General features: G+C 56.4%; 17 protein-coding genes and 1 tRNA gene. 10 read left to right on the forward strand and 8 right to left on the reverse strand.

Annotation, left to right across the window (positions count from 1 at the left end; genetic code table 11):
* Nucleotides 1-7: 7 nt before the first annotated feature.
* Together tmpB and tmpA are read right to left on the reverse strand one after the other, a co-directional pair.
* Nucleotides 8-598, reverse strand: coding sequence for a (R)-1-hydroxy-2-trimethylaminoethylphosphonate oxygenase (tmpB, locus tag HZ995_RS05370; protein WP_209357636.1), 591 nt, complete (start codon nt 596-598; stop codon nt 8-10).
* Nucleotides 595-1,731, reverse strand: coding sequence for a 2-trimethylaminoethylphosphonate dioxygenase (tmpA, locus tag HZ995_RS05375; RefSeq protein ID WP_209357637.1), 1,137 nt, complete (start codon nt 1,729-1,731; stop codon nt 595-597). The genes tmpB and tmpA overlap by 4 nt, the downstream gene beginning before the upstream one ends.
* Before the next feature lie 105 nt (nt 1,732-1,836).
* Here tmpA and HZ995_RS05380 point away from each other — a divergent pair, with 105 nt between their 5' ends.
* On the forward strand, nt 1,837-2,688 hold the full coding sequence (locus HZ995_RS05380; protein WP_209357638.1) for a LysR family transcriptional regulator: 852 nt from the start codon (nt 1,837-1,839) through the stop codon (nt 2,686-2,688).
* A gap of 34 nt (nt 2,689-2,722) precedes the next feature.
* Here HZ995_RS05380 and HZ995_RS05385 read toward each other — a convergent pair whose 3' ends face one another.
* From HZ995_RS05385 to HZ995_RS05395, 3 genes are read right to left on the reverse strand one after another with little or no spacing between them, the layout of a single operon-like run.
* On the reverse strand, nt 2,723-3,781 hold the full coding sequence (locus tag HZ995_RS05385; RefSeq protein WP_209357639.1) for a 4-oxalomesaconate tautomerase: 1,059 nt from the start codon (nt 3,779-3,781) through the stop codon (nt 2,723-2,725).
* Between the two features lie 33 nt (nt 3,782-3,814).
* Nucleotides 3,815-4,486 carry a 4-carboxy-4-hydroxy-2-oxoadipate aldolase/oxaloacetate decarboxylase gene (locus HZ995_RS05390; protein ID WP_209357640.1) on the reverse strand — a complete coding sequence of 224 codons (672 nt, stop codon included), beginning with the start codon at nt 4,484-4,486 and terminating at the stop codon, nt 3,815-3,817.
* A gap of 21 nt (nt 4,487-4,507) precedes the next feature.
* Nucleotides 4,508-5,239 carry a PIG-L deacetylase family protein gene (locus HZ995_RS05395; RefSeq protein WP_209357641.1) on the reverse strand — a complete coding sequence of 244 codons (732 nt, stop codon included), beginning with the start codon at nt 5,237-5,239 and terminating at the stop codon, nt 4,508-4,510.
* A gap of 215 nt (nt 5,240-5,454) precedes the next feature.
* Here HZ995_RS05395 and HZ995_RS05400 point away from each other — a divergent pair, with 215 nt between their 5' ends.
* The gene (locus HZ995_RS05400; RefSeq protein WP_209357642.1) at nt 5,455-6,639 is read left to right on the forward strand and encodes a LysR family transcriptional regulator; all 1,185 of its coding nucleotides are present in this window, start codon (nt 5,455-5,457) and stop codon (nt 6,637-6,639) included.
* On the opposite strand, the gene HZ995_RS05405 is transcribed toward HZ995_RS05400, so the two are convergent.
* Nucleotides 6,626-7,519 carry a LysR family transcriptional regulator gene (locus HZ995_RS05405; protein WP_209357643.1) on the reverse strand — a complete coding sequence of 298 codons (894 nt, stop codon included), beginning with the start codon at nt 7,517-7,519 and terminating at the stop codon, nt 6,626-6,628. The two genes, HZ995_RS05400 and HZ995_RS05405, sit on opposite strands and share 14 nt — an antisense overlap.
* A gap of 139 nt (nt 7,520-7,658) precedes the next feature.
* Between HZ995_RS05405 and HZ995_RS05410 the strand changes: the two genes are divergently transcribed.
* Genes HZ995_RS05410 through HZ995_RS05425 form a run of 4 tightly spaced genes read left to right on the forward strand, consistent with a single transcriptional unit; the run spans nt 7,659 to nt 9,849 of the window.
* Nucleotides 7,659-8,357: an alpha/beta fold hydrolase gene (locus HZ995_RS05410; protein ID WP_209357644.1), complete on the forward strand. Its 699-nt coding sequence runs from the start codon at nt 7,659-7,661 to the stop codon at nt 8,355-8,357.
* Nucleotides 8,358-8,690: an extradiol ring-cleavage dioxygenase gene (locus tag HZ995_RS05415; RefSeq protein ID WP_209357645.1), complete on the forward strand. Its 333-nt coding sequence runs from the start codon at nt 8,358-8,360 to the stop codon at nt 8,688-8,690.
* A complete protein-coding gene (locus HZ995_RS05420; protein WP_209357646.1) occupies nt 8,690-9,532 on the forward strand; it encodes a class III extradiol dioxygenase family protein in 843 nt (280 codons plus the stop codon). Before HZ995_RS05415 ends, HZ995_RS05420 begins: the two co-directional genes overlap by 1 nt.
* Nucleotides 9,532-9,849 (forward strand): YciI family protein, encoded by a 318-nt coding sequence (locus HZ995_RS05425; RefSeq protein WP_209357647.1) that lies wholly within the window; start codon nt 9,532-9,534, stop codon nt 9,847-9,849. The genes HZ995_RS05420 and HZ995_RS05425 overlap by 1 nt, the downstream gene beginning before the upstream one ends.
* Before the next feature lie 298 nt (nt 9,850-10,147).
* Here HZ995_RS05425 and HZ995_RS05430 read toward each other — a convergent pair.
* Nucleotides 10,148-10,234, reverse strand: a tRNA-Leu gene (locus HZ995_RS05430).
* A gap of 261 nt (nt 10,235-10,495) precedes the next feature.
* Between HZ995_RS05430 and HZ995_RS05435 the strand changes: the two genes are divergently transcribed.
* Nucleotides 10,496-11,473, forward strand: a complete 978-nt coding sequence (locus tag HZ995_RS05435; RefSeq protein ID WP_209357648.1) for a complex I NDUFA9 subunit family protein — start codon at nt 10,496-10,498, stop codon at nt 11,471-11,473.
* 46 nt (nt 11,474-11,519) lie between these two features.
* On the opposite strand, the gene HZ995_RS05440 is transcribed toward HZ995_RS05435, so the two are convergent.
* Nucleotides 11,520-12,323 carry an undecaprenyl-diphosphate phosphatase gene (locus HZ995_RS05440; protein WP_209357649.1) on the reverse strand — a complete coding sequence of 268 codons (804 nt, stop codon included), beginning with the start codon at nt 12,321-12,323 and terminating at the stop codon, nt 11,520-11,522.
* 218 nt (nt 12,324-12,541) lie between these two features.
* On the opposite strand from HZ995_RS05440, the gene HZ995_RS05445 reads away from it, so the two are divergent.
* From HZ995_RS05445 to HZ995_RS16205, 3 genes are all read left to right on the forward strand, one after another.
* The gene (locus tag HZ995_RS05445) at nt 12,542-13,975 is read left to right on the forward strand and encodes an NAD(P)-dependent oxidoreductase (RefSeq protein WP_209357650.1); all 1,434 of its coding nucleotides are present in this window, start codon (nt 12,542-12,544) and stop codon (nt 13,973-13,975) included.
* An 84-nt stretch (nt 13,976-14,059) separates the two neighbouring features.
* Entirely contained in the window at nt 14,060-18,598 is a 4,539-nt protein-coding gene (gene gltB / locus HZ995_RS05450) for a glutamate synthase large subunit (RefSeq protein ID WP_209357651.1), read from the forward strand.
* Nucleotides 18,599-18,742: 144 nt separating this feature from the next.
* Complete coding sequence (locus tag HZ995_RS16205) at nt 18,743-19,117, forward strand: DUF4189 domain-containing protein (protein WP_432417988.1); 375 nt, start codon at nt 18,743-18,745, stop codon at nt 19,115-19,117.
* Nucleotides 19,118-19,125: the final 8 nt, after the last annotated feature.

The following is a 19,125-nucleotide window of genomic DNA, read 5'->3' on the forward strand; positions in this document are numbered from 1 at the left end:
TCAAGTCTCAATCACGTCCGACATGTGCATCGACCAATCTCTGGACGCGTGGTGCGAAATGCCGAAAATCCGGCGTTTCCATGCCAGCCACTTTACCAGCTTCGTCTAGATAGCGGATCGCAATAATTTGCTTGAGGTTGGGATTCTTTTCGAACTCGGCCACCTCCGTGTCGCTCATAGGACCGCCTTGCAGGTTCAATGAATGCACCGAGGCCTCTGACAGACGATCAAAGTAGGACGGCTTCGTCGCACAAAGGTATCTTTTCGCGGCCACGTGATAGCGGCAGCAATCGGTCACAACCGACGGGAAAAACCTTTCGAGAATCTCGGCACCGGCGTCTTCATGGTGCCGGTCTTCGGTGTCATCCATCGTGAAACTCCCGAACTCGGAGGTGAAATGGCCGATATCGTGCAAGAGCGCCCCCACGATGATTTCGTCCGGCTGGCCGTTCTGTTCTGCAATGGTCGCCCCCTGCAGCATATGCTCGCCCATCGTGACCTCTTCGCCGAGGTATTCCTCAGACCCGCGGCGCTCAAAAATCGAGGCAAGGAATTCAACAATAGTGTCGGCGGTCAGATCTTGTCTTGGTGTGGTCATTCCGCGGCCTCCTGTGTCGAACGCAATAGCGCGTCGCGGGTTGAGCGTAACCCGTCTTTGTCGGCGTAGCACCCCTGCAACCAGCGCGTGCCGGTCCCGGAATAGGCCTTGCGTGCATGAAGCACCCGCGTGTTGTCCACCACAAAGGCCTCACCCGGCTCTAGGCGGAAGACGACCTCCATCGCTGGGTCGTCAATGATCTCACCTAACCGACGATAGGCGGCATACCAGAGTTCCATTTTGTCGAAAGGGACATCGGTCACTGCGGCCAAAGAGCGATTATTAAATCGCACCCCGATCAATTCTCCGTCCGGTGCGAGTTCGATCAAGGGGCGACGCGATGTCAGGCAAACACCCGCTTCACCCGAATACTCAAACCGCGCGCAATATTGCGCCAGCACGTCAAAATACTCTGGATTTTCCTCTTGCAGACGACGGACGCAGGCAAAGCCGTCTACCACCATATTCTCGCCCCCGGCTGCGGAGCTTTCTAAGCAATAGAGTACCTGAACCGTCGGAACCGGATCGCGATAAGGATTGTCGGTATGGGCCTGGAGCCCCAGTCCCGTGAACGCCAAATTCGTCGGGTTCACTTCGGTACGCACATCAAAGTGTTTGCCGTAGTTGGTTTCGCGCACAAAGCCAAAGAAGTCGACCACTTGAAACAGAGCACCCTCTTGGATCGGGCCACCTGTGATTTTGCCGAACCCAAACCGGGCGACCTGCTCTACCCACTGCGCCAAGGTTGCACCATCCTCAGACAGAGACTGAAATGCGGCAGTGGGAACATCGGCCTGCAACCCTGCATCCCAGACCGAAATCTCATCGGACAGCCAGCCGATATCAGCGCGCGCCTTGATGTCATAGGCATGTGCAATCAGCCATTCGACGCTGAAGGCCACGCTCTTTTGTTCGGGCGCGAAGGTCACATGCACCATGGTTTCACCGCCCTCGACGGACGCAATGCGTGTGTTGTCCGGAATGTCGCGCAGTGCAATCAGACGCTGACCATTCCCAGGCGCGCGCGTTTCATCGTCTTGCGCATTGTCGCGCAGCCAGATTGCATGAAACCGCAACTCTGCCTCAGCGTGGAGCGTTAGAAAGCGTCCTTCCTGGTCCATTGTAACATGCATGAGCAAAATCCTACTGCTGAGTGACGTGAACAATGTCTTTACGATGCGCCGTACAAAACCATAAACTCAAATAATAAATGACTCACATGAGGGGCGTTTTACTTTATGGATAACACCTCCTATTCCCTGCCGCCCTTGGAATGGGTGCGCGCGTTTGAAGCCGCCGCGCGTCTTGGCAGCTTTACCGCTGCTGCCAGCGAAACAGGCCTGACCCAACCCGCGATCAGTCAGCGGATTGGACAACTGGAAAAACATCTGGGGACGCGACTGTTTGTCCGCAAAGCGCGAACGATCACTTTGACGGTTGAAGGGGAAACTTGGCTGCCACATGTCCAAACAGCGCTTCGCGGGCTGAGCGACAGCTCAGAAACGCTGTTTGCACGGGGTAGACGTCGTTTAACGATCTCGGCCAGTCAGTCGGTGATTTCCCTTTGGCTCGCCACGCGGTTGGGTCGCGCGAGCGCAGACACTGGCGCGGAGATTTCGGTTCAATCCTATATTTTGGGTGGCCAGACCGCGACCGAGGATTCCACTGTTCAAATCAGATATGGAGCTGGCGATTGGGCGCATCCTTTTCAAACTCCTTTGTTTAAAGAAGCCATCGCACCGGTTTGCGCGCCCCGTCTCACCTCCCAAGCATGGACGCGATTGCCCCGCATTGCCTGCACCGGGCCGCGCCCGGATTGGGATCAGTATTCCACCAGATTCGGCATTCCCTCCACGCCGGTTCCAACCCTACGGTTCGACACATTGCACGGGGCGATTGCAGCCGCCAAGGCAGGGCTTGGAGTTGCACTTGTTTCCCTTCCCCTCTGCGCCGAGGACATCGCCAGCGGCGCTCTCGTTCAGTTGGGGGACGAGGTTCTCGACCCACCCGAGACCTATTGGTTGCTCGCGTCACGAAATGTCATAGGGCACCGCCAATGGACGGCGCTTTCGGCGGCTTTAACCGCCTAAAGGCTTCAAAAGAACTAGAGCGCGAAAAGCGAGCCTATTTGGGTGCAGGGAACACGAGACCGTCAAAAAGTTTACGGGCTGTCCGCAGTGTTCCGGCGCGCAACACCGCCCCATCTTGGCTGAGCTCCAACATGACATCGGCGGCTCCGCTTGGGTGTTCTACCGACACCAGGCTGCCCCCCGATAGTTGGGCCACAGAAGCCGCAGGCGACCCTTCAAGCGTGCACGCGGTCGCGACGCTGACAGCGGCGAATACGCCAATCGTGGCGTGGCACCTGTGAGGAATGAAGCTGCGGGTCGAGATCGCGCCACCGGATTTTGGAGCCGAGACCAACGTCATCTTAGGCACTGATTTTTCTGCGACGTCGCCCAAATTCATCATCGGGCCGCATTCCAGACGGATCGCTTCTACACGAGCCTTGAGCTCAATGTCCGCGTCCAGCGCCTCTCGGCTTTCCTGTCCCGTCAGACCAAAATCTTCGGCGCGCATGACAACGCAGGGCATACCGTTGTCGATCATGGTGCAGTCCACGCCACCCACGACATCCACAGCGTTGCCTGTGGGCAAGAGGGCACCCGTCATGGACCCCGCGAGGTTTTCAAACATCAGAGGCACGGCGGCATGCTGGCCGGGCACACCGTCGATGCGGGCCTCGCCGTCATAGTCAACCCGTCCATCAGGCGTTTGGATCTTGGCTGAAGCAATTTCACCAGTATTCAGCATATGAATGCGCACGTCGGTTTCGACATTTGTGGCAGGCACCAAACCACGCTCAATCGCGGCTGGCCCGACGGCGGCCAGAATATTGCCGCAGCCCTGAGCATCCGAGACAAGCGCCTGATCGACAAAGACCTGCAGGAACAGGTAATCGACGTCGGCATCGTCTCGTGTGGGTTCGGATAAGATCGCAACCTTCGAGGTCAGCGGGTCCGCCCCGCCGATCCCGTCGATTTGCCGCGCATCCGGAGAGCCCATGACGCGCAACAAAACTGCGTCGCGTTCCGCTGCGTCGGACGGCAAGTCTTTTGCAAGAAACACTGCGCCTTTAGACGTGCCGCCCCGCATCCAGAGGCAGGGAATTCCATCTGTCATTCAAAAAGCCCCTTTATGCGTTGTGTGACCGGATCAGATATATTTAAGGCCTTTTTCTTCAAGCCGTGGACGCATGTTGTAGATATCCAGACCCAATTCACCCGCCGCAAGGCGCTGACGTTTGGCTTCTTCGGCATCCAGACGTTCCTGCGCTTTGACCAGAACCGCTTCGGCTTCGTCGCGTTTTACCACGACGACACCATCGTCGTCCGCCACAATGACGTCGCCCGCTTCGATCGCTTGGCTTGCGCAAACGATGGGGACATTCACGGACCCAAGCGTCTCTTTGACGGTGCCTTGTGCGGAAACCGCCTTTGACCAGACCGGAAAATTCATCTCTGTCAGATCTTTGACATCGCGCACACCTGCGTCGATCACCAAGCCAAGGCAACCGCGTGATTGCGCGGAGGTCGCAAGCAGGTCGCCGAAATAGCCGTTGTCACAGGGTGAGGTCGGCGCGAGCACAAGGATATCGCCCTCTTGCAACTGCTCGATGGCAACGTGCACCATCCAGTTGTCGCCAGGGGCTGCGCTGATCGTGACCGCGGAACCCGCGATCTGAGCACCGCGGAAAATCGGAGACATATAAGACGCCAGACACCCTTTACGACCCTGCGCTTCATGCACAGTTGCGACACCTGCTTCGCCCAGTTTCTTAATGGTTTCCGCATCGGCGCGCGCGATGTTTTGAACAACAACACCCATATCTTATCCCCCTCGCTCGGCTTAAAGTTCGTCAACAGTGCGCGGGAAGATGCTTTGGAAGCCTTCCGCATATTGCACGTCGCGGCCACCGGCCATGCCGCCAGAGTTGCGTTTAAAGTGGTTCGCACGCTGTTGCGCCACGCGGGTGTAGTATTCCCACAGGTGCACCTGACCATTCATGCATTCCATCGCCGCGCGCTTTTTGTCCCAAACGTTGGTGATGTCGAGGAAATGGTCTGGCTTCCAGCCCATTTGCTCGGTCTGATGCGGCTCAAACAGGTAAAGCTGCGGCGCGCCCAGAACTTTCTCGCCAGGATTATGGCCCAAGGCCTGCGCGATCATCCGGCATTCCAGAGCGATCTGCGTCATATACATGTGGTCGGTATTATAAGGGTCGTACTGTGAGTGGCTGAGCATGAAATCAGGCTGCACTTTGCGGATCAGATCGACCAGCTTGTACTTGTCGTCTTTTTCCAGATGCAGCGGGTAGTCACCCAGATCAAAGCATTCCAGATGATGCACGCCCAGAACCTCTGCTGCCGCTTCGGCTTCGCCGCGACGAATATCCTTAACCTCTTGCAAAGATTTGCCTTCTTTCCAGAGGCGCGCGCTTTCGCCACGTTCGCCAAAAGACAAGCAAGCTACGGTTACATCGTATCCCATTTCGGCGTGCTTTGCGATAGCACCACCGCAGCGCCATACAAAATCGGCGGCGTGGGCAGAGATCACGAGGGCGGTTTTCTTGTCAGACATGGCTGATTTCCTCACATTTCGCGTTTGGTGAAATCTTTCAGTCAGGACTGAGAATCGCAACTTCAATTGGCAACAGAAGCAATAAGCTGAAGCTATAATTGCACTGAGGCTGTTTGCCGAGTAGCCTGCTAAAAGCTAGGGGAAAGCCGCTGTTCAAGAGCGTTTAACTAAGACGTTTTTGACATAGCGAAGATCGGTTGAGGAGCATTGGAAATTTGCAAAATTGGAATCTGCGCCATTTCAGAGTTTTCCTATCCGTCGTGGAAACGGGATCGCTGACTCAATCCGCAATCCAATGCAACATTTCACAACCTGCCGTCTCGCAGTTGATTGAGAAACTAGAGGCTTTTGCCGGTGGCGCCTTGTTCCAACGGTCTCCGAACGGCTTGTTCATCACCGAAAAAGGCGAGATTTTAGCTTTCCGTTTGAAACGCGCCTTAGAACGTTTGGACAGTGCCCTTACTGAAATATCCCCACGTCTGATGGTGACCGCGAGCTGGCCACAGTTGCGCGCCCTTGAAGCAGTGGCGGAAACCAAGAACTTTACGTTGGCGGCGCGGCGCATTGGATTGGCCCAATCAACGATTCATCGCTCGATTACACGTATTGAAGCCGAGGCAAAGGAAGCGCTGTTCCAAAGGACGTCAACTGGAATTCTCGCGACAAAAGCCTGTAGTCGCCTGGCCAATACGATACGTCTGGCAACCGCCGAAATCGACCAAGCTATAGCGGATCTAGCGGAATTTGATGGTCGAGAGGTCGGGGTGATCTCGGTCGGCACCTTACCTCTGGCGCGGTCTTATGTATTGCCCCAAGCCATTGTGATGTTTCGGCAAAAACATCCAAATCGACAATTGTCGGTTGTGGATGGCCTTTATGATGATCTTCTGCACTCGGTCCGGCGGGGCGAGTTGGACTGCATGATAGGCGCGCTGCGGTTTCCGTCGCCGATTGACGACGTGGTGCAGGAAGAACTGTTCAAAGATCAATTGGTCGTTGTCGCCAAGCCGACGCATACTTTGGTCAACAAAGCCTCGGTGTCGGATGAAGACCTGGCTGCGCAGCAATGGGTGCTCCCACGAGACGGCGCACCGGCTCGATCACAATTTGACGCCCACTTCGAACACATAGGCCAGCCAAAAAGTCTGATTGAATGCGGCTCTATTCTTCTCATGCGTGAGATCCTGATGGAAAGCGAATTTCTTGGATGTATCTCGCTTCGCCAAGCTCAGGCGGAAATCGATAAGGGGCTATTAGCGCCGATCAACACAGGTATCAAATGGCAAGGTCGCCCTATTGGAATCACACACCGAAAGGATTGGGTGCCCACGAAGGCGCAGTCTCATTTCCTAGAAATGATCCGACAGGCCGCAGCTCAGGCGAACATCAAAGCGACTTGACCGCAGACACCACAAGATCCCGAAACCATTTCTGCGTCACAGAGCCATGAGTGCGTGCAGACCACACCAGCCCGATTTCAAGCGAGGAGGGCAGCGGGAATTCAGCCATAGTCAGATCAGGTAGCAGGGTCATGGCAAATTTGCGCGGGAGAGTGGCAATCAAGTCCGAGCCTTGCACAATCGTCTGAATATCTCCGGGACTGGGTACCGTCACGACGGGTGTCAGCTCGTTACGCGATTCAGGTGGCAACTGATCAAGGTAGTCTGATGTCCAGCCATCGCCATAAGCAACCGCTACGTGCTGGGCGCCGATATAGCGCTCTAATGTCAGCCGGCGCGACGCCAGAGGATTGCTTGGATCCATGACGCAAACATAGGAGTCCTTCAAAAGAGAACGGCAATAATAGCCGTCTTCTTCGGGGCGCATCGGGCCAATCAACAGATCAGCTGCGCCTTGCACCAAATGGCTCGCGCCCTGTGTGCCGGAATGCATGATGGTGAGCTGAGATTTGGGCGCAGACTTTCGCAATTCTTTGATCACGGGAGCCATGATCCAAATGCGTTCAAAGTAATTACAGCTGACGCGAAAGTTCTTTGTGACCTTGTCTGGGTCCAAATCTTGCGGTGTGATCATCGTCTCAAACCGCTGCAACATCGCCTCGACCTCACCGATCTCGGCGATGCACCGATCAGTAGGGACAATCCCGCCGCCTTGCCGAAGAAACAAAGGATCGTCAAAGACGTCCCGCATGCGATTGACCGCATAGCTGACCACCGATTGATTGACACCAAGCGCATCCGCGGCCGCGGAGAAGGATTTCAGCTCAAAGACCATGCTCAGCACACGCAGCGCGAAGAAGTCGATTTTATAGGGGTCCATGAGGGTTGCTCCTTGGTCGCGCTCGGCTTTGAAAGCTGAATCCTCAGTACGATATCTACAAATCAGATATACGTCATTCATTTTATCGCATTGTCGAATTTTACTGATTTTGACAGGTAGGACTCTAAAAGGAGACACCATGCAACCGACGCTCGTTCTGATTCCCGGTTTGCTCTCGGACAATAGTGTCTGGGAACCCGTGGCGGCTTTGGCGGATATGCCGACATATTTCGCCGATGCGACCAAGGATCCCTCCATCGAAAGCATGGCCGCGCGGGTCGTGTCCGAGACCAAAGGACCTTTGATCGTCGTTGGGCATTCCATGGGTGGTCGTATCGCAATGGAAGTCACGCGTCAGGCACCAGATCGGGTGACCCGTTTGGTCTTGGCCAATACCGGGCATCACCCTCTGAAAGATGGCGAGACCGAAAAACGCCAGGCAAAGATCGATGAGGGCTATGCGGATTTCGCGGGCATGATCAAAGGCTGGTTGCCTCCAATGATGGCAGCGAGCCGTCACGACGATACAGCGCTGATCGATAGCCTCACCAGCATGGCCCTAGAGATCGGACCCGAGGTTCACGAACAGCAGATCAAAGCCTTGGTCAACCGCCCGAACGCGACGGAATACCTGCCACAGGTGAGCTGTCCTGTGTTGCTTTTGACAGGCACCGAGGACGTCTGGTCGCCTGAAAAACAGCACCGCGAAATCCAGGAGATGGTGGCGGACGCAGAGCTTCATGTGGTGGAAAACGCAGGTCATTTCCTGCCCGTTGAACAGCCTGACCTGACGGCTGAACTGATTACAAACTGGTTGAATTGCAAAGAGGAGGAGTGAATGGACAAGATACCTGAGACCCCCTTGTTCGACCGCGAAGGATCCTTGCGCGGCTACAAAATGAACAAGATGGCCATGGCCCTTGGCACGCAAGAGGGGCGCGACGCCTTTTTGGCGGATGAAGAAGCCTTCATCGACAAATTTGGTCTGGATGCAGAGAGCAAAAAGGCTGTGATGGATCGCGACTGGCAGGAAATGATCCGCTTGGGCGGCAACCTGTTTTACGTGTTGAAAATCACCGCAGTTGACCCAACGCCGATTATTGCAGTCGGCGCTGCGCAAGCCGGCATGTCTGTCGAAGACTTTTTAAGAGAACGTTTGGGGAAAGAATAATGGCACAGCTTATCGGAGGGCTGGGAACCAGCCACGTACCATCCATCGGTGTTGCTCTGGACAAGGGCATCGATCAAACTCCGGATTGGAAACCGTTTTTTGACGGATATGACTATCCGAAACAGTGGGTCGCCGACAAAAAGCCTGACATCGCGATTCTGGTGTTCAACGATCATGGCAACTCGATCTTTTTGGATCGCGTCCCTACATTCACATTGGGTGTCGCCGAGGAATATCTGCCTGCGGACGAAGGCTGGGGCCGTCGTGACATTCCGTCTTTTGAAGGCGCTGTCGATTTTTCCTGGTATCTTGCGGACAAGATGGTCGAGAACCACTTTGACCCGATGATCGCCCGCGAAATCGATGTGGACCACGGGTTTCAGGTTCCTATGGAACTCTTCTTTGGCAGCCAGAAGGAAAACTGGCCGGTCAAAGTCGTGCCGATCTTTGTGAACACCGTGCAGTTCCCGATTCCAACGCCTCAGCGTTGCTGGGATCTTGGCGTTCTGCTGCGTAAAGTTATTGAGTCCTACCCAACGGATGAGAAGATCGTCGTTCTTGGCACTGGCGGGTTGTCTCACCAGTTGCAAGGCGCGCGCGCTGGCTTCCTCAACCCAGAAGCTGATCAGGAATGGATCGAAACTTTTGCAAGCGATCCGGAAAAATGGCGCAATCTGACCCGCGAGGACTATGTCGAGAAATTTGGGTCTGAGGGTGCAGAGCTGATCATGTGGCTCGTTATGCGCGGATGCATGGACACTGAAGTCGATCAAAAGCACAGCCACTACTTCTCGCCCGCGTCCATGACCGGTGCTGGTTGTGTTGTTCTGGAGAATAAATAATGGCTTTCTTTACAATGCATTGCCACCACCATCCTGACAAGGACGAAGCCCGCGACGCGGTGCGCCCGACGCACCGTGAGTGGGTCAAATCCGGCGGCAACGGGCTCGCGTCAGTTCTGATCGGTTCGGCTTTTCTTCATGATGACGGCTCGCCAGCTGGGCACTGGGGCATTCTTGAAGCGGACACCCGTGAAAACGCCCAAAGCTTTGCGGAAGGCGATCCTTTCAACAAGAATGGCATCGTCGAACGGATCCAGATCACCGCGCTGCCGGATGGTTTTCAAGCACACCGGATTACGGAACGCATGAGCGGCTAAACGCTGCAATCCAATGCAAGAACCTACGATGCGACCGGCGCTCACGTTGTGCCGGTCGTTTTTTTGCACCAAAGCAAGCACCCTTGGTCACACAAGAACGCGCTAACACCGCATAGCAACAGGTTTAGATCTATCTGAGCGAGTTCAAGACAACGATAAACGTGTTGATGGTAGAGGTCAGCGAGACAGAACCAGCCAATTTCTTAACATCGCAGAGAGACGACCGGGCTACAGAGTGCAGACACTCAACACTCCAAAAAGCTTTGCCAAGAAAACCAAATTTTTGCGGTGAGTTTTTTGGTGCCCAGAAGAGGACTCGAACCTCCACGTCCATACGGACACTAGCACCTGAAGCTAGCGCGTCTACCAATTCCGCCATCTGGGCTTAGATGTCGTGAAGGGGGATTTAGATATCTCCCCAAGGAGAGTCAACGCGGTTTCTTACATTTTTGCGAAAAAGTATTTGGGGCGATTGTTTCTCTCGTTCGCCCATTTGAGACCTCGGAATTTGAGCGAGAAATTGAGGGCTTGCGCCTACGCTCGCGTCAAGAGATGGGATTAAACCGCGCATGCGATCAGTTGCGACTTGTTCCTAAGGCGACGGGCGCGTATCACAGGGTCAACTTGACGAAAGCGGAGGCCACGCATGTCTAAACTTGTCACGATTTATGGCGGTTCAGGATTTGTCGGACGCTATATCGCGCGGCGAATGGCGAAAGAGGGATGGCGCGTGCGCGTAGCGGTGCGGCGCCCGAATGAGGCTCTGTTCGTAAAACCCTACGGATCCGTTGGTCAGGTCGAGCCCATCCTTTGCAACATTCGCAATGATGCTTCTGTGGCGCAGGCCATGTCTGGTGCAGACGCCGTGGTGAACTGCGTGGGCATCCTGAACCAAGTCGGCAAAAACAAATTTGATGCCGTGCAGCACGAAGGTGCCGAGCGCATCGCGCGTCTTGCCGCGGCGGCTGGCATCGAAACCATGGTGCATCTTTCTGCTATTGGCGCGGATGCCGAAGCAGACAGCGATTATGCACGCACCAAGGCTTTGGGCGAAGAAGGCGTGCTGGCGCATATGCCGAACGCTCTGATCCTGCGGCCTTCAGTGATTTTCGGCCCCGAAGATGACTTCTTTAACCGCTTTGCGGATCAGGCGCGGTTCGGCCCAATCCTGCCAATTGCGGGTGCGGACACAAAATTTCAGCCGGTCTACGTGGACGACGTCGCTCAGGCGGCCGTTAAGGGTATTCTTGGCGAGGCGACCGGAACCTATGAACTGGGTGGACCAGAGGTGAAATCTCTGCGCGGCTTGCTGCAAGATATGCTCTCCAGCATTCACCGTCGTCGTTTGATTGTGAATCTGCCTTTCTTTGCAGCCGGTCTCGTCGCCTTTGGCTTTGATCTATTGCAAACGATCACGCTTGGGCTGTTCACCAATTCGATCGTGACGCGCGATCAGCTTAAGTCACTGCGCAACGACAATGTGGTCGCAGCCGACGCAAAGACCCTGGCGGATCTTGGTATTCAAGAGACTCCGATGAACAGCGTTCTGGACAGCTATCTCTGGCGCTTCCGTCCGTCTGGACAATACGACGCCATCAAGAACTCGGCAAAGAACCTGAGCTAAGCGTTTACAGACCACCGAGACAAACGAGGCCCTTCGGGGCCTCTAATTATGTGTAGGCAACGACCAGAAGAATTGCGCCAAGGATCACGCGATAGATCACGTAGGGCGTAAAGCTGACCGACTTCAGAAGGCGCATCATCAACTGAAGGGCCAAAAGCGCGGAAACAAAGGCCAGGGCTGCCGCGATTGCGCAGTCTCGGATCATGCGCGGAGTCCAGTCGGATCCCGTCTCCAGCAGCAAATACCCTCCGCTTGCAATGATCGCAGGAATACTCATCAGCATTGCCAAGCGCGCACTGCTTTCGCGGTCATAGCCAAGCGCGCGAGCGCCCGTGATGGTAATGCCCGACCGCGACGTGCCGGGGATCAGGGCAATGGCCTGCCATAGGCCCAGTTTGATCGCATCGCCCAAAGTCCAATCAGTGTCTTTCTTGGTCACCGCGCCGCGTTGATCCATCCACCAAAGCAAAAGACCAAACCCAAGCATCGTCCAACCGATAACCGCCATTGATCGCAAAGCATCATTCAGCCCTGTCACGGCCAGAAACACGCCAAAGATCATGACGGGGATCGTCGCGATCAACAGATGAAACGCGAGCCGAGCGCCCGGCGTGGTCAATCTCCCCATCAACATCAGGGGGATGCCCGCCAACCCAATTTTCACATCGCGCCAAAAATAGAGCACAACGGCCCCAAGCGTGCCCACATGCACCGCGACGTCCAAAAGCTGCCCCTGATCCGCAGCACCCATGGCTTGGGGCAGCAGTATAAGGTGTCCTGATGATGAAATGGGAAGGAATTCGGTAATGCCCTGCACAACCGCCAATAGAATCAAATGATAAAGCGCCATGAAAACTGCCCGCGTTGCCTGCTTTCTCCGTATATTCTATCGCGATTTTAATTGATAGGCGGGCATTAGGTCCGGTTCGGATTTAATTTTTCGAGATTTTCTTCCTTTTTCTCTCTTTCTGCGACGTTTTTTCCAAAATAGGTCAGTATAATTTACTTTTATCTCGAAAGATGCTTGTTTATGACCTGCGCTACGAAGAATTTTAGGAGGCAGCGACTGTGGCCAAGCAACCGATGCTGAAATTTGTGACTGTTGAACGGGATATGCCCGAAAAACGGTCAGCCGATGTGCGCAACGAGGATTTCCTTGAAATCTATGCGCCGTTCATCAAGGCCAAGGCCGAAGAACAAGCCAGCCGTTGCAGTCAGTGTGGCGTGCCCTATTGCCAAAGCCACTGCCCGCTGCACAACAACATCCCTGATTGGTTGAACATGACAGCCACCGGCCGTTTGGAAGAAGCCTATGAGCTGAGTCAGGCTACCAATACTTTCCCCGAGATCTGCGGCCGCATCTGCCCGCAGGACCGTCTCTGCGAAGGTGGATGTGTCATTGAGAATTCCGGCCATGGCACAGTTACCATCGGCGCGGTCGAAAAATACATCACCGACACTGCGTGGGAAAAAGGCTGGGTCAAGCCGATCACACCTTTGGCCGAGCGCGCTGAGTCCGTCGGCATCATCGGCGCAGGCCCCGGTGGTCTGGCTGCAGCCGACATGCTGCGTCGCGCGGGCGTTCAGGTCACTGTCTATGACCGCTATGACCGCGCAGGCGGCCTTCTGACCTACGGCATCCCTGGCTTTAAGCTGGAAAAAGACGTCGTGATGAAGCGCAACGATCAGCTGACCGAGTCTGGCGTGACCCTCAAGCTGAACTGCAACGTCGGCGAGGACATCTCTTTTGACGACATCCGCGGCGCGCATGACGCTGTGATCATCGCAACCGGCGTTTACAAATCCCGCGATCTGGGTGGGCCGGGTGCTGGTGCGAAAGGCATCGTAAAGGCTCTGGACTATCTGACCGCGTCGAACCGTCTGAACTTCGGCGACACCGTGCCGGAATTCGAGAGCGGCGAGCTGAATGCCGCAGGCAAGAAAGTCGTCGTGATCGGTGGCGGCGACACCGCGATGGACTGTGTCCGCACCGCGATCCGTCAGGGTGCCGAAAGCGTGAAATGTCTCTATCGCCGTGACCGCGCGAATATGCCTGGCTCGCAGCGCGAAACGAATAATGCCGAAGAAGAGGGCGTGATCTTTGAATGGCTCTCTGCCCCCAAAGGCTTCACCGGTGATGCGGTTGACGGCGTGATGGTGCAAAAGATGCGTCTGGGCGCGCCCGATGCGTCTGGCCGTCAATCCCCCGAGGTGATCGAAGGCGCGGATTATGTCGAAGAAGCGGATCTGGTGATCAAGGCGCTCGGCTTTGAACCCGAAGACCTGCCAAGCCTTTGGAACCAGCCTGACCTGCCTGTGACCCGCTGGGGCACCGTGAAAGCAGAGTTCACCACCGGCGCGACCGATCTGGACGGCGTCTACGCAGTGGGCGACATCGTGCGCGGCGCATCCCTCGTGGTCTGGGCGATCCGCGACGGCCGCGACTGCGCCGAAGCGATCCTCAAGAAATTCGACGCCACCAAAGCCGTCGCTGCGGAATAACCGCTTACCTGAATTCGCTGGCCAGATGCTACGCGCTCTGGCCGGTCTCAAGATTGACCTACCGCACAAAGGAAGGCCTACGATATGACGAAATATGATGAAAACTGGGTCCGCGACGAAGAAGCCAAGCGGGCATATATGGCCGAGAACGGTCTTTATTCTGAATCCGAGGAACATTCCTCTTGCGGCGTGGGCCTTGTGGTCGCTGTCGACGGCAAACGCAGCCGCAAAGTCGTGGACGCAGGCATCGACGCGCTGAAAGCGATCTGGCACCGTGGTGCCGTGGACGCGGACGGCAAAACCGGCGACGGCGCGGGTATTCACGTGCAACTGCCTGGCGAATTCTTCTACGACCAGATCAAACGCACTGGTCATGAGCCAAACAAGGACGAGCTCTTCGCAGTAGGTCAAGTCTTCCTGCCACGCACCGATTTTGGCGCTCAGGAAACTTGCCGGACCATCGTGGAATCCGAAATCCTGCGCATGGGGTATTTCATCTACGGCTGGCGTCATGTGCCCGTCGATGTGACCTGCCTTGGCGAAAAGGCCAACGCGACGCGTCCAGAAATCGAACAGATTCTGATCTCCAACTCCAAAGGCGTTGATGAGGAAACCTTTGAGCGCGAGCTCTATGTGATTCGTCGCCGTATCGAAAAAGCTGCCGCTGCCTCTGGCATCGGAGAGCTTTATATCGCGTCTCTCTCCTGCCGCTCTATCATCTACAAAGGCATGATGCTGGCCGAGCAGGTTGCGGTGTTCTACCCCGACCTGATGGACGAGCGCTTTGAGTCCGCTTTCGCGATCTACCACCAGCGCTATTCCACCAATACCTTCCCGCAGTGGTGGCTGGCCCAGCCGTTCCGCATGCTCGCACATAACGGCGAGATCAACACGCTGAAGGGCAACCTCAACTGGCTGAAAAGCCACGAAATCCGTATGGCATCCGATTATTTCGGAGATCTGGCCGAAGACATCAAGCCCATTGTTCCGGGCGGCGCATCAGACTCGGCCGCGCTGGATGGTGTGTTCGAAGTCCTCGTCCGTGCGGGCCGTTCGGCCCCAATGGCGAAAACCATGCTGGTTCCGGAAAGCTGGTCCAAACAGGCGGTCGAGCTGCCGCAAAGCTGGGTGGACATGTATTCCTTCTGCAACTCTGTAATGGAGCCGTGGGATGGCCCAGCTGCTCTGGCGATGACCGACGGCCAATGGGTATGCGCGGGTCTGGACCGCAACGGTCTGCGTCCGATGCGCTATGTCGTCACCGGCGATGGCCTGCTGATTTCCGGCTCTGAGGCCGGTATGGTGCCGATTGATGAGGCGTCTGTCGTCGAAAAAGGCGCGCTTGGTCCGGGCCAGATGATCGCGGTCGATATGGCCGAGGGCAAACTTTACCACGACACCGAAATCAAGAACACGCTGGCCGAAGCCCGCCCCTATGGCGATTGGGTTGGCAAGATCCGTGATCTGGACAGCGAACTGCTGGCTGTCACCGAAAAGCCGAACTTCACCGGCAATGATCTGCGTCGTCGTCAGGTGGCTGCGGGCTATTCCATCGAAGAGCTGGAACAGATCCTCGCGCCAATGGCCGAGGACGGCAAAGAGACTCTCGCGTCCATGGGTGATGACACCCCATCGGCGGTTCTGTCCAAACAGTACCGCCCGCTGAGCCATTTCTTCCGTCAAAACTTCAGCCAGGTGACGAACCCTCCGATCGATAGTTTGCGCGAATTCCGCGTGATGTCGCTTAAGACGCGCTTCGGCAACCTTAAGAACGTTCTTGACGAAGACGGCAGCCAGACCGAGATCATCCTTCTGGACAGCCCATTTGTTGGCAACGCGCAGTTCGACACGCTGATCTCGTCTTTTGACGATACCGTTGTGACCATCGACTGTACCTTCCCAGCCGGCGGCGAAGCGGGCGCATTGCGCGCGGCGCTGAACCGCGTGCGCGACGAGGCCGAAGACGCTGTCCGTTCTGGAGCGGGTCACATCGTTCTGACCGATAAAGCCCAAAGCGCGGATTCTGTGGCCATGCCGATGATCCTTGCGACATCTGCGGTGCACAGCCACCTGACACGCAAGGGCCTGCGGACCTTCTGTTCCCTGAATGTGCAGTCTGCCGAATGTATCGACCCGCATTACTTCGCAGTTCTCGTGGGCTCTGGCGCGACCGTCGTCAACGCCTATCTGGCCGAGGATTCCCTTGCCGACCGCATCGAGCGTGGCCTTCTGGACATCGACCTGACCACCGCCGTCGCGCGCTATCGTGAGGCGATTGACCAGGGGCTTCTGAAAATCATGGCGAAGATGGGGATCTCTGTGATCTCGTCCTACCGTGGTGGCCTCAACTTCGAAGCCGTAGGCCTGTCCCGCGCGATGGTCGCGGAATTCTTCCCCGGAATGACCAGCCGTATTTCCGGCATCGGCGTTGCGGGCATTCAAAAGAAAGCCGAAGAAGTCCACGCCAAGGGCTTTGGTGGCGCGGACACGATCCTGCCCATCGGTGGTTTCTACAAAGCGCGGAAATCCGGCGAGAGCCACGCTTGGGGTGCGCAGACCATGCATATGATGCAAGCGGCCTGTGACCGCGCGTCTTATGACCTGTGGAAGCAATACTCCAAAAAGATGCAGGCGAACCCGCCGATCCATCTGCGCGACCTCTTGGCGATCAAGCCTCTGGGCGAAGCAGTGCCTTTGGAAGAAGTGGAGAGCATCACCTCGATCCGTAAGCGTTTCGTAACGCCGGGCATGTCGCTTGGTGCGCTTTCTCCCGAAAGCCACAAGGCGCTGAACGTCGCGATGAACCGCATTGGCGCGAAATCTGACTCGGGCGAAGGTGGTGAAGATCCAGCGCACTTCCACCCAGAGCCAAACGGCGACAACCCATCGGCAAAGATCAAGCAAGTGGCCTCCGGTCGTTTCGGCGTCACTGCCGAATATCTGAACCAATGCGAAGAGCTTGAGATCAAAGTGGCCCAGGGTGCGAAACCGGGCGAAGGCGGCCAGCTGCCGGGCATGAAAGTGACCGACCTGATTGCGCGTCTGCGCCACTCGACCAAAGGCGTGACGCTGATCTCCCCGCCTCCGCACCACGACATCTATTCGATCGAAGACCTTGCGCAGCTGATCTATGACCTCAAGCAGATCAACCCACGTTGTAAGGTCACTGTGAAATTGGTGGCGTCCTCGGGCGTTGGCACGATTGCAGCGGGTGTGGCCAAGGCGAAGGCTGATGTGATCCTGATTTCGGGTCACAACGGTGGTACTGGCGCCTCCCCTGCGACCTCGATCAAATACGCGGGTCTGCCATGGGAGATGGGTCTGACCGAGGCGCACCAAGTCCTCGCGATGAACAACTTGCGTGAACGCGTGACCCTTCGGACCGATGGTGGCCTGCGCACCGGGCGTGACATCGTCATGGCCGCGATGCTGGGTGCTGAGGAATACGGCATCGGCACCGCGGCTCTGATCGCGATGGGCTGTATTATGGTCCGCCAGTGTCAGTCTAACACCTGCCCTGTCGGCATCTGTACCCAGGACGAAGCCCTGCGCGGCAAGTTCACCGGGACTGCGGATAAGGTCGTGAACCTGATCACCTTCTACGCACAAGAAGTCCGCGAAATCCTCGCAGAAATCGGCGCGCGGTCTTTGGATGACGTGATCGGTCGCGCGGATCTGTTGGCGCAGGTCTCTCGTGGCTCCGCACACTTGGATGATCTGGACCTTAACCCGCTCTTGATCACCGTCGATGGCGCGGCAGAGATCGTCTACAACCGCGACAAAGAGCGCAATGCCGTGCCAGACACTCTGGACGCAGAAATCGTCCGTGATGCGGCACGATTCCTGCAGGATGGCGAGAAAATGCAACTGTCCTACGCGGTGCAGAACACGCACCGGACTGTGGGCACGCGCACCTCGAGCCACATCGTTAAGAACTTTGGCATGCGCAATTCTCTGCAAGAGGATCACCTGACGGTGAAACTCGCGGGTTCGGCGGGTCAGTCACTTGGGGCCTTCGCAGCTCCGGGCCTCAAGATCGAAGTGTCGGGTGACGCAAACGACTATGTGGGCAAAGGCCTGTCCGGCGGCACCGTTGTAGTGCGGCCTCCGATGAACACTCCCCTTGTTGCCAGTGACAATACGATCATCGGCAACACGGTGCTCTACGGCGCGACCGACGGCCACCTCTTCGCAGCCGGTCGTGCCGGAGAGCGATTTGCGGTCCGGAACTCGGGCGCAAAAGTGGTGATTGAGGGCTGTGGCAGCAACGGCTGTGAGTACATGACCGGCGGCGTCGCCGTGATCCTTGGCAGCATCGGCGCGAACTTTGGCGCGGGTATGACGGGCGGCATGGCGTATCTTTACGACCCAGACGGCACAGCCGAAGCCGTGATGAACATGGAAACTCTGGTCACCTGTCCCGTCACAGTCGCGCATTGGGAAGACCAGCTGAAAACTCTGGTGGAACGGCATGCCAAAGAGACCGGCAGCCGCAAGGCGCAGGACATCCTGCAGCATTGGGATCTGGAGAAAGGCAACTTCCTTCAGGTCTGCCCGAAAGAGATGCTCGACAAGATCGCGCATCCGATTGCGGTCGAAGACGCGGCGATCCCCGCGGAGTAATTCCACCATATCGCGAAATCAGCCAAAGGGCGCTCAACCAGAGCGCCCTTTTTGCGATGCAGCCCCGCAACATAAACCTTTAAGCGGAGAGCTGTGGACGTTGGTTTATATTCAATGCCTTCGAGACATCGCAAATTTTCGGGCATGAAAAATACAATAATCCGAGCCAGTCTATTGGGGCTCGTTTTGGCGGTCTCATCGAGCAGTGGACACGCCGGGGAATGCGGATACGAAAAATGCTGGGGCGCAGTTGCCTTCGGGCACAAAGGACGCATCAGCTATAGCTTCGGCAAATGGTCAGAACGGGCAGCCCACAGGAAGCAACAAAATCCCTGCCGATGGATGTGCTCAGAAGTGCATACTTTCTACAATAAATGCGCAGCAGTTGCGCGAGGAGCGGACCAGAAATGGGCGATCTCGACTGCGCGGACCCGAGATCTGGCTAAGGACAAAGCCACAAAGGCCTGCAGCGCGACGTCCTACGAATGCCGCGTGATTGTTTGGGCCTGCTCACGCTGATTTCTTGC

The organism is Cognatishimia activa (genome assembly GCF_017798205.1).
Lineage (GTDB): Bacteria > Pseudomonadota > Alphaproteobacteria > Rhodobacterales > Rhodobacteraceae > Cognatishimia > Cognatishimia activa_A.